Annotated in this window: 15 protein-coding genes; 2 read left to right on the top strand and 13 right to left on the bottom strand. The window is 37.0% G+C overall.

From position 1 onward, the window contains the following. Nucleotide 1: 1 nt before the first annotated feature. The 4 genes from NPY00_RS00095 to rpmB form a co-directional block, all read right to left on the bottom strand. Entirely contained in the window at nucleotides 2-664 is a 663-nt protein-coding gene (locus NPY00_RS00095; RefSeq protein WP_269019993.1) for a VUT family protein, read from the bottom strand. Nucleotides 665-1009: 345 nt separating this feature from the next. After that, the gene (locus NPY00_RS00100; protein WP_269019994.1) at nucleotides 1010-1171 is read right to left on the bottom strand and encodes a hypothetical protein; all 162 of its coding nucleotides are present in this window, start codon (nucleotides 1169-1171) and stop codon (nucleotides 1010-1012) included. 1969 nt (nucleotides 1172-3140) lie between these two features. Next, complete coding sequence (locus NPY00_RS00105) at nucleotides 3141-3356, bottom strand: hypothetical protein (protein WP_269019995.1); 216 nt, start codon at nucleotides 3354-3356, stop codon at nucleotides 3141-3143. Nucleotides 3357-4074: 718 nt separating this feature from the next. Then, entirely contained in the window at nucleotides 4075-4359 is a 285-nt protein-coding gene (gene rpmB, locus NPY00_RS00110) for a 50S ribosomal protein L28 (protein WP_269019996.1), read from the bottom strand. A 202-nt stretch (nucleotides 4360-4561) separates the two neighbouring features. On the opposite strand from rpmB, the gene NPY00_RS00115 reads away from it, so the two are divergent. Then, nucleotides 4562-5326 carry an SURF1 family protein gene (locus NPY00_RS00115; RefSeq protein ID WP_269019997.1) on the top strand — a complete coding sequence of 255 codons (765 nt, stop codon included), beginning with the start codon at nucleotides 4562-4564 and terminating at the stop codon, nucleotides 5324-5326. 275 nt (nucleotides 5327-5601) lie between these two features. Here NPY00_RS00115 and NPY00_RS00120 read toward each other — a convergent pair whose 3' ends face one another. The 5 genes from NPY00_RS00120 to htpX all read right to left on the bottom strand — a co-directional run bounded on the left by NPY00_RS00120 (nucleotide 5602) and on the right by htpX (nucleotide 11942). Next, a complete protein-coding gene (locus NPY00_RS00120; RefSeq protein ID WP_269019998.1) occupies nucleotides 5602-5760 on the bottom strand; it encodes a DUF1127 domain-containing protein in 159 nt (52 codons plus the stop codon). A gap of 159 nt (nucleotides 5761-5919) precedes the next feature. Beyond that, a complete protein-coding gene (purH, locus tag NPY00_RS00125) occupies nucleotides 5920-7536 on the bottom strand; it encodes a bifunctional phosphoribosylaminoimidazolecarboxamide formyltransferase/IMP cyclohydrolase (RefSeq protein WP_269019999.1) in 1617 nt (538 codons plus the stop codon). Between the two features lie 167 nt (nucleotides 7537-7703). Then, entirely contained in the window at nucleotides 7704-9443 is a 1740-nt protein-coding gene (locus tag NPY00_RS00130) for a heparinase II/III family protein (protein ID WP_442864016.1), read from the bottom strand. A 32-nt stretch (nucleotides 9444-9475) separates the two neighbouring features. After that, nucleotides 9476-10843 (bottom strand): RsmB/NOP family class I SAM-dependent RNA methyltransferase, encoded by a 1368-nt coding sequence (locus NPY00_RS00135; protein ID WP_269020000.1) that lies wholly within the window; start codon nucleotides 10841-10843, stop codon nucleotides 9476-9478. Nucleotides 10844-10892: 49 nt separating this feature from the next. Next, nucleotides 10893-11942 carry a zinc metalloprotease HtpX gene (htpX, locus tag NPY00_RS00140; RefSeq protein ID WP_269020001.1) on the bottom strand — a complete coding sequence of 350 codons (1050 nt, stop codon included), beginning with the start codon at nucleotides 11940-11942 and terminating at the stop codon, nucleotides 10893-10895. An 85-nt stretch (nucleotides 11943-12027) separates the two neighbouring features. Between htpX and NPY00_RS00145 the strand changes: the two genes are divergently transcribed. Further along, the gene (locus tag NPY00_RS00145) at nucleotides 12028-12246 is read left to right on the top strand and encodes a DUF1674 domain-containing protein (RefSeq protein ID WP_269020002.1); all 219 of its coding nucleotides are present in this window, start codon (nucleotides 12028-12030) and stop codon (nucleotides 12244-12246) included. Nucleotides 12247-12392: 146 nt separating this feature from the next. Here the strand turns inward: NPY00_RS00145 and rpsP are convergent, their stop codons facing one another. The 4 genes from rpsP to NPY00_RS00165 form a co-directional block, all read right to left on the bottom strand. Beyond that, complete coding sequence (rpsP, locus tag NPY00_RS00150) at nucleotides 12393-12755, bottom strand: 30S ribosomal protein S16 (protein WP_269020003.1); 363 nt, start codon at nucleotides 12753-12755, stop codon at nucleotides 12393-12395. A gap of 145 nt (nucleotides 12756-12900) precedes the next feature. Continuing rightward, nucleotides 12901-13089, bottom strand: coding sequence for a hypothetical protein (locus NPY00_RS00155; RefSeq protein WP_269020004.1), 189 nt, complete (start codon nucleotides 13087-13089; stop codon nucleotides 12901-12903). A 13-nt stretch (nucleotides 13090-13102) separates the two neighbouring features. Next, a complete protein-coding gene (gene ffh / locus NPY00_RS00160; protein ID WP_269020005.1) occupies nucleotides 13103-14674 on the bottom strand; it encodes a signal recognition particle protein in 1572 nt (523 codons plus the stop codon). A 254-nt stretch (nucleotides 14675-14928) separates the two neighbouring features. Then, a complete protein-coding gene (locus tag NPY00_RS00165) occupies nucleotides 14929-15576 on the bottom strand; it encodes a carbonic anhydrase (protein ID WP_269020006.1) in 648 nt (215 codons plus the stop codon). Nucleotides 15577-15731: the final 155 nt, after the last annotated feature.

Genomic DNA, 15731 nt, shown 5'->3' on the forward strand with positions numbered 1-15731 from the left:
GTTACCTTTGCATCTCTTTGGATAAAGTATAAGACTTAAAATTTTTTAAAATGACCCCATATGGAACCAGCATAAACAAACTCATAACGATTTTTACCAAAAAATCACCAAAAGCAAGTGAAAGCCAAACTGGAATTCCAATTCCTAAAAAAACTGTACTATCCCAAATAGAACCATCAACATACCCTGTCATTTGATCGATAAAAACAAAATGATGAGAGAAAGCAATAGCAAAAAACAAAACTGTATCCAAAGCAGAACCAACCAATGCGGCTGCCAAAGGTGCTTTCCACCATTTTTGACGTCTCAAAGGTGTAAAGACCAGAATATCTAGTAATTGCCCAAATAAAAACGCCGTACTTGATGCCACGGCAAGCCGTGGTGTTACTAATATCCAAGAAACAAAACATCCTGTTATAAAACCAGCATACACAACGCGGCGTGCAGCATCCGGACCATAAAAACGGTTGGTTAGATCATTAATCAAAAAAGCAATCGGATAAGTAAAAGCCCCATAAGTCAATAATTCATTGAGACCAAACCAATAGACAGGATATTGCACAAAAATATTGGACAACGTCACTGTAATGCACATGGCAAAAATAGAAAAAACGATCGGTTTTTTATTTTGTTGTTCTGTCAGAACTTCACCTGTAAACAACATTTCTTCCCCTAAAGAATAAACTCAATCAAACACCAAAAATTCTATAATAAAAATCTATCTTTGGTGCAAAACACATGAAAATCTTAAACGATCTAATTCGCTTTTTTTAAGTGTTCCAATGTTTTGATAAACACGTAAATAATCATGACAATGATCCATGAAAAACACACTTAAATATTACAAATTGGCAATTTATACTGAAATATTTTAACAATCAATGCGAAAAAATTAAAAGTAATATTTTTAGCAGATCGTATAAATGCTATATTTAAGGAAAATATTATAAATTCTACATCTAATGTTTTATATTAAGGTGATACATGAGCATTGCATAGACGATAAATATCAAACTGCAGCATAGAAAAAATCGAAGAAATTAGGAATCACATTCTGAGCAAACCAAACAAAAGCGCCACGGAATTTACTTTCCAGCAGCAATGTAATTGCTAGATCAAATGCTCTGTATATAGCCGCGTACATCGTACTAAATATTGCCGGAAAGCTCATAATATTCTCCTAACACCAAACATAAAAAATCAGACACATTGGAATACACAACCCAATGTCGCAAACTTCGCATTACATTATCAAGATTGAATAGAATAACAGCCTATTAAAAAAACAAAAGCGTATCACCCAACTCTGAGCTGATTGCACGTAAATGATGTACCATTCCTACTAAAAACACGAACCATTATTGCAAAAAATAAATTGAAAAATAGAAGCCAACCAATCCACCACATTATTCCAAAATTTTCTTTCAGCTAACTGAGCATTTGCTAGAGACATTATATTCCACTTTACGTTAGCAGTAGGCGAATAGAAAATCATAATCTTCTCCAGAACACAAAAATAGATAAGGATATTTTAAAACAGAAAAAAATGAAATCACACTCAAAGCATTTCTTTGATCTTTTTTCAAAAAACATAGCAACGATCACGAACGCACATATTGACTTTATTAAAGATAACATTTCAGTGTGCAAATAACAGATAATTCATATACACACAACGAATATTCACACAAAAATTAAACCATTTTGTTTAAAACAAATAGCATAATTCTTATCATTCATTGCGATCTTAAACTAAAAAAGAACGTGTGAAGATAAACCAAAAACAGTATTAAATGAAGAAAAGCTCTTCGCTACCACTTTATAAAAAGCTCTCATAAAACTCGCAATCTCACCGAAAAGATCATACAGAGCAGGCATATTCCAGTAAGATTTATAAGACATATCAGAGACTAAATGCACCCATGTATACAACGAATTATATGGGTCAAATAACTTAGCTAGAATCTCTTTAGTGCGACAGGGAAACTCTGAAACAGAGTAAATTATATTATACATATAAAAAACCACAAAACGGATGTGAACTAACACAACTAAGCGAGTTATTCCACTTTTTAATAATTTAACGTATTAAAAGACATATATATTATTATAATTATTTTTATATAAAAACTCAAAAAATGTAATGATTCTCAATCTAAATATAAATCATTCAATCAAAGTAATTTCGTAGTTAAGATTATACGATTAAAGATCTCATCAAAAACAATACGTATGAGTTTACCAATTAAAATAAAAAACGTCTCTGTTGAAAATAAAACATTGTATTATTAATCATCTAATCAAAATCTCTGAAAAGCATCGCGATTAACATTCCAATCAACACAACACACAACCGAGGGGCAAATGTGTATAAAACTTTTAAAATAAAACGTATTACATTATAATTAGGTATAGTAAGTATCATCATATCATACTCTCTAAAGTTAGATAAAACACATTTTGAAATAAATTAAAATAGTAAAAATAACCGACTATTTGAATCTACAGATATATCGTAACATATTTATTTTTGAGGTTTTCTATCAAAATCTTTGAAATCACCTCATCTAATTGCTTCATAAATATACAAATATCCTATTCTTTTCATAGTCAGCACTATAGAATATCGAACAGATCTATTTTATAAATATGAACAATATCATCCATTGTGTAATCTAAAAATTTTAAAATAAAGCACCATACACAGGTGTGCTATAAATGTCAGGAAATGACGTCATAAAATTATATAAACCGTTTGCAATTTCCTTAAAAGCATCCCATATTTCTCGTAAGTTATCCCAAATTTTCATAGCTCTTTTCTTCAAAATTACATAAAAAAGATGTTTCAAAATATGACAAATCATTCAATCGTTTATTCAGCTCTTAATTGAAAGATTTAGCCTCTTAAATACACTGTAATATCTTCTCACACAGTCTCATCCAAAACCGACAAACTATATGTAATATTTATACTTTCATTCATTCTTCAGAAAAAAAACCATACCAAAGCGCTTTTCAAATCAATATAACAAAACAAAGAATTCATGAAATAAGCACAATCTTTGCGGCATCAATATAGCTGCCATACAAGACAACCACTTTTATCCATAAGCAAACTAATCTATTTTTAAAATTTTTCTTTAAAAAAGAACGTGCGAAGATGATTCTATAGCTAGAGCAGATGCATGAAGCCCTGCCATTATACCATCTGCAGATGTATTAACATGATTTACTGTAGTATCCACAATGAAGCCTATAGCCTTCGAAAAAAAACTATATAACCAATTTCCTAGATTACTAAAAAACTGAGACACTGTAGACCAAGAGCCTTGCTGACTTACAGAAACTGTCGACATAATCTTCTCCCAAATTAGAACTCAAGAACCACACGCAAAAGTGAGAAAATTAAATACACCTCCATTCATTTTTAACTTAATGGAATAGCGACATTGTTTGACAAACATACAAAAAAAGATTTTCATAACTTTAATTTAAAAGCTAAAGAAAACCTATTATAATGATATTTAGGTCCTCATTAAAATACGCAAATAGCAACTCTATCGCAAGGCTTCATAACAAAGACTAAACCAACAACAGATATACCATTTGCGTAATTAATTTATTGCTACAATCAGCAGACCTTTTGCGTTAACAGGAAAGCATAACTCACCTGTTAACACTATTCTGTTACTAGCTGAAACCTTCAACTGAGCACAAAGTCGCACGCGACACCCCCTGAGAACATTTCTAGGATCCATGTAAATAACAAAGGCTCCTATCAACACTCCACAAAAAAGCCGGTAAAAAATGATCCCATATTTTACCACTTGCTCGGTTAACATTATCAGCTATACTAGACAGCTCTCCTCAATGACACAGAAGAACCTTCTTATTTGATATTACTCAAACTTCTCTAAATAACACCCTTTAAAGGGGAAAATAAATATTAGAAAGGTAACAAAAAAATCTTAAAAAATATTAAATCTAAGCACAAGGATTCTATCCCTCGTCAGAAAATTCACAATATCCCCCAAGATTTAAAGCGTATTACCACTTTCTAAGACAACAGGGCTGTTATTCAGCTTTTTTCTTAGAAATTTGGCGCTTTAACAAACGTGCACGTTGTGATAACTCCTTATCATCAGCCTTAGCCAAGAAACTATCCAAACCACCACGATGCTCAACTGAACGCAAAGCATTCGCTGAAATACGCAAACGAAATCCCTTCTGAAGGACCTCTGAAATCAATGTCACGTTACAAAGATTTGGTAAAAAGCGACGACGTGTCTTATTATTCGCATGGCTAACATTATTTCCATACTGAACAGCTTTTCCAGTCAATTCACAGACACGAGACATAGACTTCACCTTATACATTTTTAATATTCAGCTTTTAAAGAACTCCATACATACCCTAGAATTTTCTTCGACAGAGCGCTATTAAAAACTTGCGTCTCTATAGAATAGTAATTACAAAATGTCAAATCTTTTATGAAAAATTCTTCTCTCTTTTTTACAAAACGTATAAAATTCTTTAATACATTACCAAGAAAACTTTATTATGAATAAAATTCACCGACCAAAAATGAGCTTTCAAGGCAAATACATTCATTTTTCTTCTATTTTGTTTGGCGCATTATGTCTCTTTTTTTTTCTTATTTTTAGTGCACTTGGAATTTGGCAAGTGCAGCGATTAAACTGGAAAACGAATCTTATTACCAGTGCCAATCAACGAATTCATTTACCCCCCATCCAAGCTCCTCCTCAAAATCAATGGCCACACGTTACTTTTGAAAAAGATGAGTATAGACCAGTTACAATCACTGGAAAACTTCTAATAGACAAGACCATTTTTGTCACTGCCGTTGCCCAAAATACAACCGGCTATTGGGTTTTAACGCCGTTACAGACAAATGATAAAACTCTAACTTTTATCAATCGTGGTTTTATTCCTATGGATGCGCGTCATCATTTCCAAAAACAAGAAAATACTTTTTCTGATTCTCATTTTGAGAATACAAAACAAACGACAATCATCGGCCTTTTACGAATGAGTGAAAAAAATGGATTTTTCCCACGTAAAAATGATCCTTCTCAAAATCTATGGTATACGCGACAATTGCCTGCTATGGCGCAAAAGCTCGCATTATCGCCTGTTGCTCCGTATTTTATTGATGCCAGCCAGCAAACACAATCAGATCTCCCCATTGCAGGTCTAACCGTAGTAAAATTTCAGAATAATCATCTGATTTACGCAATAACGTGGTTTACTTTAGCTGCTGGTATTCTAGGAGGTTGTCTGTTTCTTTTGCGACATAAAAATTAAAAAAATCATCCTTCATGATAAAAAAAGTGTTTCAGATTTCTCATTTTATAGGTTTCTTTCTTCACCATAAAGCATCTCACATTTAAATTTTCTATGAACAGAGCTCACATTTCTTTCTTGCGAAGAAACACATATGAAAAAACCAAAAAGACATTGATGATAATATCTCTTATTACTTTATCCTAGCTTGATAATAAACCATAAAAAAACCGCCGATTTTCTACCAACAGGCGGTTTTCATGATTAAAACACTCATATCAATATCGAATCAAAAATTAATAAGAAGAAGATTTATGGACTGAACGCCATGCAACTAAGCGAATATCGCCACGATTAATACCAAGGTCATTCAGCTCATACGCAGAAAGAGTACTTAAAGCATTAATCGTTCGACGATACCGACGCCAACGACTATAGGAACGTAAAATATTCACGTCTTTTACCCAAACCTTATGTTAAAGTTCTAAAGCACTTTACATAGAATAAATTACAAAAATGAGATGTGCTATAAATGCATATAAGTTATGCATTTATAGCACAGAAACACTGAATACTTTTTTCTTTTAAACAGCTAAGAATCTTTGCCAATCAACTTAATGACGGAAATGTCGTACACCTGTGAAAACCATAGCTAAATCATGTGCATTCGCCGCTTCAATGACTTCCTGATCACGCACAGATCCCCCTGGTTGTATGATCGCTGTTGCACCAGCTTCAACAGCAGCTAATAAACCATCAGCAAAAGGAAAAAACGCATCAGATGCAACCACAGATCCTTTGGTTAAAGGTTCTGTTAATCCCATTCTTTGCGCACTTTCTTCGGCCTTTTGAGCGGCAATTTTTGCCGAATCAATACGACTCGTTTGACCTGCCCCTATACCAACTGTAGCGCTATTTTTTGCATAGACAATAGCATTTGATTTAACATGCTTAACCACACGAAAAGCGAATTGAAGATCTCTCATTTCGCTTTCACTTGGTGCTCTCTTCGTGACCACTTGCAAATGAAGATCATCAACAACCATATTATCCCGAGACTGTACCAACATTCCTCCTGCAAGTGTTTTAGCCATCCATCCACTGCCGCGTGGATCAGGCAAACCACCTGTTATAAGCAAACGGAGATTTTTTTTCTGCGCAATAATTTCACGCGCAGCCATTGTCGCATCCGGAGCAATAATCACTTCTGTAAAAATTTTTATAATCTCTCGTGCACACTCTTCATCAAGTGTCTGATTTAAAGCTATAATTCCACCAAATGCCGATACACTATCACAAGCAAGAGCACTCAAATAAGCCTCTTTCAAACTTTTCCCTTCTGCGACTCCACAAGGATTAGCGTGTTTAATGATAGCAACAGCAGGTGTTTTCTGAGGATCAAATTCTGCAACAAGCTCAAAAGCTGCATCTGTATCATTCATATTGTTGTACGATAGCATCTTGCCTTGCAAAAGTGTTGCTGTTGCAACCCCAAAACGTTTATCACGAAAACGATAAAATGCTGCTCTCTGATGCGGATTTTCTCCATAACGCATCACACTTTCAAGACGACCAGAAAAGCTCTGCCAAGATGGCGTTTCAATCTTTAAGTCTTGCGCAAACCAAGACGCTATAGCAGCATCATACGAGGCTGTGCGTTCATAAGCACGAAGAGCTAATTGACGTCGAAATAGAAAACTTAGGAATCCATTATTCTTTTTTAATTCATCTAAAACCGAATCATAATCACAAACGGCTGTTACAACACCTGTATAAGCATGATTTTTAGCTGCAGCGCGAATCATTGCTGGTCCGCCAATATCAATATTTTCTAAAATTGTCTGCGAATCTGCCCCTGATTGAGATGTTTCTTCGAAAGGATAAAGATTAACCACAAGCAGATCAATGCCTTTGATTCCATGCTTTTCCATCGCATCTGCATGATTGGGATTATCTCTCACTCCTAATAAAGCACCATGAACGAGAGGATGAAGTGTTTTAACACGCCCATCCATAATTTCTGGAAAGTCTGTTACTGCAGAAATATCTTTGACAGGTAAACCAGCAGCAACCAGCGCGTGAGATGTTCCTCCTGTTGAAATCAATTCAATGCCATAAGCATGAAGTGCTTGAGCAAATTCCACTAAACCAGTTTTATCAGAAACAGAAAGAAGCGCACGACGAACACGATGAAGATCAGGGATAGGAAAATTTTCTGAAGTAACAGCCATAACAAAATCCTAAAAATAAAATGGCAAAGATTCAAATACAATCATATAAAAGAATCACAGCATACACCATTGTCACAGCTTCTTAAAAGAACACAATGCTCTTCTTCGACATCAACATTAAAGAAAATCACGCTTCTTTTAGCGAATCAGCTTAATTGATAGAGCTTTTATGAATTCATTTGATCACGAACAAAACGCCAACGAACTTTTTCCTGCGATACGGGACGAAAATATAAAACGATCTGCTGCGTACGTTGTGGACCTGATATTTCTGCAAAATCAATAGAATCTTCAAGACAGATATGCACGTCAGGTGATATAAAATGCCACACATTTTCACTGCTAGCAGCCAAACGTATAGAATTTCCCTCATGGCTAACCTCAATGTGTGGATGAATATGAAATCGCACGGCCACATTATTATTTTCTTGAGCAACTTTATTACGCTTATTTGATTGCTCATTATGAGGCATAAAAAAGCGATCGAACCCTTCAATGATAGATCCATTTGCCGCTAAAATAAGACCACGTTCATGAATCAAACTAAAAGGTTGCACATAACCATTATGGCTTGCAATAAAACCAATTTTCTCAGAATTTTCTATACGTTGCACATTTACATCTGTTGGACCTTTTATTAAAAGGGAAGCTTCACTGTTCTTTTTTTTGCGAAAAATGCCTACTGAACAATCATTCACTGTTGCCGTTGAATGCGCCGCTGTGACACGTCCAAAATGCCGATATTCTGAACGTCCATAAGAATTAATCCCTGCATTAATAATAAAACGACTCCCTTGTGAAGACATTTCAAATGACAAACATCCAGAACAAGCATTTTCTGCAACAGACAATGGTGGAAACTTTCCCGTATCTGCAAGAACTGTCGTTTGATTGGCCTGTAAGCGTTGAAAACCGGAATAACGTGCATAACTAAAAGGGTGCCCTTCTGTTTCATCAAGATCTAAAATAACAGATAAATGTGCTGGCATAATAGATCCCGTCCCATTAAACTGCGCCAACGTTTTATCTTCATGGACAAAAAACCGTAAAGCTGGCAGCATACGTTCAATAGAATCAATGAGAATTCGTGGGGCTTTTTCATTGCTGTGCATATAAAGGTGACGCAAAGATAATAAATCAGACAATAAACTGAGCAACACTGCAGGACTGCGTGAAATATGACCTCCATCGATAAGAATTTGTCGTGAAAGCTCTTGAACAAGATATATTTGCGCTTTCTTTTTCATCGCAGAAGAAACAGGTAAAGCGAGTGAAGCGAATGTCAAAGCGATTGCGGCTTGCAAGCGTTTATCATTGTTTTCCATACTACGAATCGAAATGCGTAAATAGCGAAACTGAAAACCAAGCGAACGTAAAAAACGTCTTTCAAATCGTTCACTTGCACCTCTCAATAACATTTGTGAATGACAAATCCACGAAATCAAACGCCGCGCAACAACAACATTGCTCCATGGGAGTCCTTTGACACTCTTACTACTATGGTCAAACCAATCTTCCAATAAAGAGCGCGCATGCGCTGCAGCTAATTCGCTGTGCGCCATTGTCATATGCCGTAACCAATGAAAATCATGCAGTGCAATTTCCCATTCAGGGGTTGGCGGAATCAAGGAAAACGGCGAAACAGCACCAGAATGGACAACACGACCCGCAAAAGCAAAACGGCCATGATAAAATTCATGCGCCATTGCAGGATCAGCAAGATGCAAATCAATCGGATGCGCTAAAATCTTGTGCGGACGAAAACCTGAAAATCGCCAACGAAACAATGGCCCAACCCATAAACGCCGTAAAAATTGATGTGCCTTATACACAAAAGTCGATGCTTTTATCTGTGGGACTATCACTGCAATCGTCACAACCATATCTCCGTATATTTTATCAAACATACTTTCGATGATTTTGGTAAATGAAGCGTTAACTAAAATACTTTCCGAAAACGAGCAGCAAAAAAACCGTCCATTCCTGTTAACAATTTTTTCTCAGAATCAACAACATCACCACAATAATCAGCTGGCGTTGTGCGTAAAACCCCCTCATCCGACAATAAATGAGCCATACCACCCATTTCTTCTGCTAAAATAGGCTCTAAAACAATATCATTACGTGTCGATAAAATTTTCTGAATAAGATCTTCACCTTCTTCTTTTGCCAAAGAACAGTTAGAAAAAATAATCCGCCCACCTTTTTTAACCAAAGTGATTGCCGTCAAAAGCAAATCATACTGCAATGCTGCCAATTTAACGATATCGTTCATCGATTTGGTCCATAAAATGTCCGGATGACGACGGATCGTTCCAGTAGAAGAACAAGGAGCATCCAGAAGAACAGCATCAAACAATTGTCCAGAATCAAAATTTTTTACATCACCAGTCCAATAATTGACTGAAAAATGAAGCCGATTCATATTTTCATGTAAACGTTTTATTCGATTCGCTGAAATATCAATGGCTGTCACATTGGCACCTTGCAAAGCCAATTGCGCTGTTTTCCCTCCAGGGCAAGCACAAAGATCAGCCACTTGTTTTCCACGGATATCTCCCAACAAACAAGCAGGCAATGCTGCCGCAACATCTTGAATCCACCATTCTCCTTCTGCATATCCTGGTAAATCAACAACAGAACAATTCACAGTGTTTAATCGAACCGAACCATTCGGTAAAACAATACCTCCAAGCCGTTCTGCCCAACCAGAGCTATCAGATTTTACTGTCAAATCAAGCGGCGGTTCCTTTTCCTGAGCAGTAAGAATTTGATTCGCTTTATCCGCTCCATATGCAGACACTAAAAGCTGTGCAAACCAAGCTGGAACATTCTCAAGAATGGGGTTTTGCATACGCAAAGAGACTGCTGCACGTGCAAAATTACGTAAAATCGCATTCACCAATCCTGAAAAACGGCGCATACGAGGATCAAGTTTAGCAACACGCACAGCCAAATCAATTGCAGCATGATCAGGAATATCAAGATAAAGAATTTGAGCTGCACCAATATGTAAAAGATGCTGCAATGAAACCGCTTGCCGTGGTAAAGGACGTTCTAAAAATTGTGATAACGCCGCTGTAATCTGCCCTCTATGACGCAACGCAGCGCTCAAAATAGCACGACACAATAAACGATCTCGATGTGAAAGCTTTAAATAATGTGGATGTCCATGCTCATTATCTGTTAAACCAGAAAGAGATGTATGTTTATCGAGTATAGCCCCTAACAGACGAACGCAAACTTGGCGAACAGCCAACCCCGGAACATTTATTTCAGATCCATATCCCGTTTTTTTGCTGTTCAAAATAGTGCCTTATTATTTTATGTTGTTTAGAATTTATCTTCTTTAAAATTTATGATCGAGGTTTCTTCGAATCTTTATGAATAAGCCAAGCGGGGCGATCTGTTATGCGCCGAAAGCCCCTTATTTCTTGATCACTCAGTTTTTCGTTCTTAGCATTTAACTCAAAATTTTTATAGCTTAAATTCTTGTTTTTTTCACTCATTCCACTGTCTACAGTCCACTTTATACTCTGAGGTAATGGCTCATTCATCTCTTTGGCTTGTTGGTAAAGAGCAGCAATACGATTGGCCGTCTCGGGATGTGTAGAAAAGAGGCTATCTGCCTTTTCACCACTTAAAGGATTAATAATAAACATGTGAGCGGTTGCTGGATTATGTTCTGCTTCTTCATTGTATATTGCATGTCCTCCCCCTGCAATCTTACTTAAAGCTGAAGCTAACCATAAAGGATTACCACAAATTTCAGCCCCTCGTCGATCAGCAGCATATTCTCGTGTCCGACTAATAGCCATTTGCACCATCATAGCTGCAAAAGGTGCCACGAACAAAGCAATAATCGTTCCAATCATTCCAGAACTATGAGAGTTTTCTGAAGAATTGCGTTGTCCTCCAGAAAATAGAGCGAAATTACCAAGCATCGAAACAGCTCCTGCAATGGTTGCAGCAAGTGTCATCGTCAATGTATCACGATTTTCAATATGCGCTAATTCATGAGCCATAACACCAGAAACTTCCTCTGGACTCAATTGTTTCAGCAGTCCTGTACTTGCAGCAACAGCAGCATTGTGTGGATTACGCCCCGTAGCAAAAGCATTTGGTTGCTCACTATCAATGACATAAACTCTTGGCTGTGGCAGAGAAGCTCTTCGGGCTAATTCATGCACAATTTTATAATAAACTGGAGACGAATGCTGATCCACTTCACGAGCACCATACATTCGCAAAACCATTTTATCCGAGTTCCAATAAGAAAAAAAGTTTAAGCCTCCCGCTATCAAAAGCGCAATAACCATACCATTGCTTCCTCCAACGAGATAGCCAACCCCCATAAAAAGAGCCGTCATAAAAGCCAAAAGCATTGCTGTACGCATTATGTTCATTCTTGAAAAAACTCCGTGATAAAACATCATTATTCTTATATGATGGGTTTTTGTTCCTTCTTCTTCAATGGAACTAAGGTGTAAAATGAATAAAAAAGATGAAAAAATAAATAAACAGAGCGTCAATTTCTCTCAACAACAACGCTCTCTCTCTCCAGAGGCACAACGCGCTTTACAAGAAGCCGAAGAAAGACGCAAAAAAGAAACAAAAGAAAATGTACCTTTAGAAAAAGGAGGGCGCGGCGGTAAAGATCCAGCTCGCTATGGAGATTGGGAAATAAAAGGCCGTGCTATTGACTTTTAAAAAACAAAAATCAACCTTAACGAATAAAACAACCTTATTAAAAAGTCCAATATCCTCAAAATCGCTCCCATAAAAAGAGATTACAACCGCCTACTTACACATCAATATTTTAAATACAATGTAGAATGTAGGCGATTGTGAAGAAATTACGCTTGTTCTGTCTCAGCAGCAGCTTCCTCTGCAGCTTGTTTTGCTGCAGCCATACGTTCTTGTGCTTTCTTGCCAGGTTCACCTTTATGTGGATTATTGCGCGCTGGACGTTTTCTTAAACCAGCAGCATCTAAAAACCGCAAAACACGATCTGTCGGTTGAGCACCTTGACCAAGCCAATATTGAATACGGTCTTCGTTCAATTTTACACGCTGCCCATCTTTAGGCAACATGGGATCCCATGCACCAACACGTTCAAGAAAACGACCATCGCGCGGGCTCCGCGCATCTGCAATAACAATATGATAGTAAGGACGTTTTTTTGAACCACCACGGGACAAACGAATTTTTAATGCCATATTTTTCTCCTATTATTAGCCTTGGCTTTCGTCGCAACCAATGCACTATTTTTTTTGCTCTTCAGCAATTTTTATACAATGACGAATAACTTATTGAAAAACGCTCTTTTAAATTTTTTCTACCCCAATAACCATCTATCATGCATTATCGCGAACCAATTACCTGATGTTGCAATTGCATAAAATCTACGCGAGACAAAACATAATGACATTTTAAAATTTTATTTCCCCACACACAATGACAGGACTTTGCCACAACACGCATCAATGTCGTAATGGAAAGCTCAATTACTCTTTGTAAACGCATTAATTTGTTTACTCTTTTTATCGGCATAAAATTCTTTCTTTTATTTTTTCTTCGGAAAGAGAGGATTTTTTCCTCCCCTATAAGGGAGATTTCCAAGGGATTCAGGGAGTTTTACTCCACTTCCAGGAAGACCCGGAAGAGTCTGCCCTAAACTGCTTTTCTCAACATGTTTTTGCAATTCTGATAATTGACTGGGATCAAACCCCGATAAATCAGGCATAGAATTAGGAGCATTTTTAAGAGAATCTGCGCCCCCTAATCCCATTTTAGCCCCAAGTCCTTCAAACATTTTTCCCATAAAGCTCCGTTGATTTTTTCCTCCCATCGCCTTTACCATGTCAGCCATTTGGCGATATATTTTCAACAGTTTATTAATATCAGCAGCACTTGTGCCGGATCCTTTTGCAATTCTTTGTTTCCGATTATGCTTCAACAGCTCAGGGCGAGCCCGTTCTTCTGGAGTCATGGACGAAATAATAGCCAATTGTCGGTTAAAAAGACGATCATCAAAACCTGCAGCCATAATTTGATCTTTTGCCTTACTCAAACCCGGTAGCATTCCCATAATGCTTCCCAGTCCGCCAAGCTTTTTCATTTTATGCAATTGTTCTGCAAGATCATTTAAATCAAATTTCCCAGCCTGCATCTTTTTTGCAAATGCTGCGGCTTTTTCATGATCAATTGTTTCTGCAGCCTTTTCAACTAAAGAAACAATATCTCCCATACCAAGAATACGATCCGCAATACGACGAGGATAAAACTCTTCTAAAGCGTCTATTTTTTCACCAATTCCAATTGCTTTAATCGGCTTACCCGTAACAGCACGCATAGAAAGAGCCGCACCCCCACGACCATCACTATCCATTCGAGTTAAAATAATCCCTGTAATTCCGACACGTTCATCAAATGAACGTGCAAGATGAACCGCATCCTGACCGGTCAAGCTATCAGCAACCAACATAATTTCATGAGGATGCGAAGATGCTTTGACCTCCAACAATTCCTCCATCAATTCTTCATCAATATGGTTACGCCCTGCCGTATCAAGCAGAAGAACATCATAACCACCCAATTTAGCTGCTTGCACAGCACGTGCAGTAATATCAATAACAGATTGACCAGTAACAATAGGTAAGCTTGCAAGATTGGCTTGTTCACCCAATTGACGAAGCTGTTCTTGTGCCGCTGGACGACGTGTATCTAACGAGGCCATTAAAACTTTTTTACTTTGCTTGTCGGTTAAACGTTTTGCAAGCTTTGCTGTTGTTGTTGTTTTTCCTGATCCCTGCAAACCAACTAACATGATAACAACTGGCGCTGGCGCATTTAAATCACTTAAAACACCTTCCCCACCCAACATGTTAACAAGTTCATCATGAACAATTTTAACAACCATTTGGCCAGGTTTAATGGACTTAACAATTGCAGACCCAACCGCTTTTTCACGAACTCTGTCGGTAAAAGAACGCACAACATCAAGTGCAACATCTGCTTCTAATAAAGCACGACGAATTTCACGCAGTGCTGAAGTCACATCTTGATCAGACAAAGCTCCACGTCCTGTCAAATTAGACAGAATAGATCCCAATCGTTCTTGCAAAGATTCAAACATCACTTACCTCATTGCTGCATAACCAACAAAAAACCAAAACAGCACCCGAGAACGCATCGCGTCGTCGGATGTTGACCTCTGGGATCTCTTTATACCCAACAGCGGGGTCCCAGTCAGTGGCTCTCATTTAGCTTTTTGTTATTAAATGCTCATTTCTTCAAACAACAAAAACTTTTCTTTGTCAAGATTATATCACATATTTCCTTTTTATGCGAAAGAATAGGGATATTTAATTTATAAGGTAGGTATGTTTATCAAAATTCATTTTGAACGCGCACAAAATTTCCTGTTTCATGATCCATACTCCACAGTTCACCACTTGAAATATCAAACCAAGCTCCATGTAACGTTAAGAGACCCTGATCTTTGCGCGCTTTTAACCATGGAAATGTTTCCAAATTTTTCAAAGAATAACGGATAGAAATACGTTCTAACGCTGTCTGTCGCTCTGCTGCAGTAAGAAATTTATTACTCGCAACAGCTTCTCCTGCTGGAGCTAAAAGCTTCATCCACTGACCAATAAAATCATCTGATGCTAAAGATTGACAGCGTCCATCGAGAATAGTGTTAATCCCACCACAATGCGCGTGACCCAAAATGACAATGTGCTTGACCTCTAATAATTTCACTGCAAATTCAATTGCTGCTGATGTTGCATGATACTGTTGATCAGGAGAAAATGGCGGAATTAAATTTGCAACATTGCGCAACACAAAAATTTCACCGGGTCGAGCATCAAAAATTGTTTCCGGAATAGCACGAGAATCACAACAAGCAATCACCAAAATCTCTGGTTTCTGCCCTTCATCTGCCAATTGCTGATAATGCGGCATTTTGTGCGAAAAATGATTTTTTATAAACGATTGATACCCAGTTAAAAGTTTTTTTGGTAAATATGTCATGATAAATTACTTTGCTTTATATTATACATTTAAAATATCCTTCTTTCTACACAATAGACTTTCTCCATATACCAATAGTTTGCCAAAAACTAAGAAAAATAAGTTTATTATCTTTTTAAAAAACTATCTCATTCGAAAAGAAGGTGTTACAGTGC

The organism is Bartonella sp. F02 (genome assembly GCF_026929975.1).
GTDB lineage: Bacteria > Pseudomonadota > Alphaproteobacteria > Rhizobiales > Rhizobiaceae > Bartonella.

Bases quoted from the DNA above. Each gene is read 5' to 3' on its own strand.
- ffh (WP_269020005.1), bottom strand. From the start codon at position 14,674: ATGTTTGAATCTTTGCAAGAACGATTGGGATCTATTCTGTCTAATTTG.
- htpX (WP_269020001.1), bottom strand. From the start codon at position 11,942: ATGAACATAATGCGTACAGCAATGCTTTTGGCTTTTATGACGGCTCTT.
- NPY00_RS00105 (WP_269019995.1), bottom strand. From the start codon at position 3,356: ATGTCGACAGTTTCTGTAAGTCAGCAAGGCTCTTGGTCTACAGTGTCT.
- rpmB (WP_269019996.1), bottom strand. From the start codon at position 4,359: ATGTCTCGTGTCTGTGAATTGACTGGAAAAGCTGTTCAGTATGGAAAT.
- rpsP (WP_269020003.1), bottom strand. From the start codon at position 12,755: ATGGCATTAAAAATTCGTTTGTCCCGTGGTGGTTCAAAAAAACGTCCT.
- NPY00_RS00095 (WP_269019993.1), bottom strand. From the start codon at position 664: ATGTTGTTTACAGGTGAAGTTCTGACAGAACAACAAAATAAAAAACCG.
- NPY00_RS00100 (WP_269019994.1), bottom strand. From the start codon at position 1,171: ATGAGCTTTCCGGCAATATTTAGTACGATGTACGCGGCTATATACAGA.
- NPY00_RS00155 (WP_269020004.1), bottom strand. From the start codon at position 13,089: ATGCCGATAAAAAGAGTAAACAAATTAATGCGTTTACAAAGAGTAATT.
- NPY00_RS00165 (WP_269020006.1), bottom strand. From the start codon at position 15,576: ATGACATATTTACCAAAAAAACTTTTAACTGGGTATCAATCGTTTATA.
- NPY00_RS00145 (WP_269020002.1), top strand. From the start codon at position 12,028: ATGAATAAAAAAGATGAAAAAATAAATAAACAGAGCGTCAATTTCTCT.
- purH (WP_269019999.1), bottom strand. From the start codon at position 7,536: ATGGCTGTTACTTCAGAAAATTTTCCTATCCCTGATCTTCATCGTGTT.
- NPY00_RS00130 (WP_442864016.1), bottom strand. From the start codon at position 9,443: ATGTTTGATAAAATATACGGAGATATGGTTGTGACGATTGCAGTGATA.
- NPY00_RS00115 (WP_269019997.1), top strand. From the start codon at position 4,562: ATGAATAAAATTCACCGACCAAAAATGAGCTTTCAAGGCAAATACATT.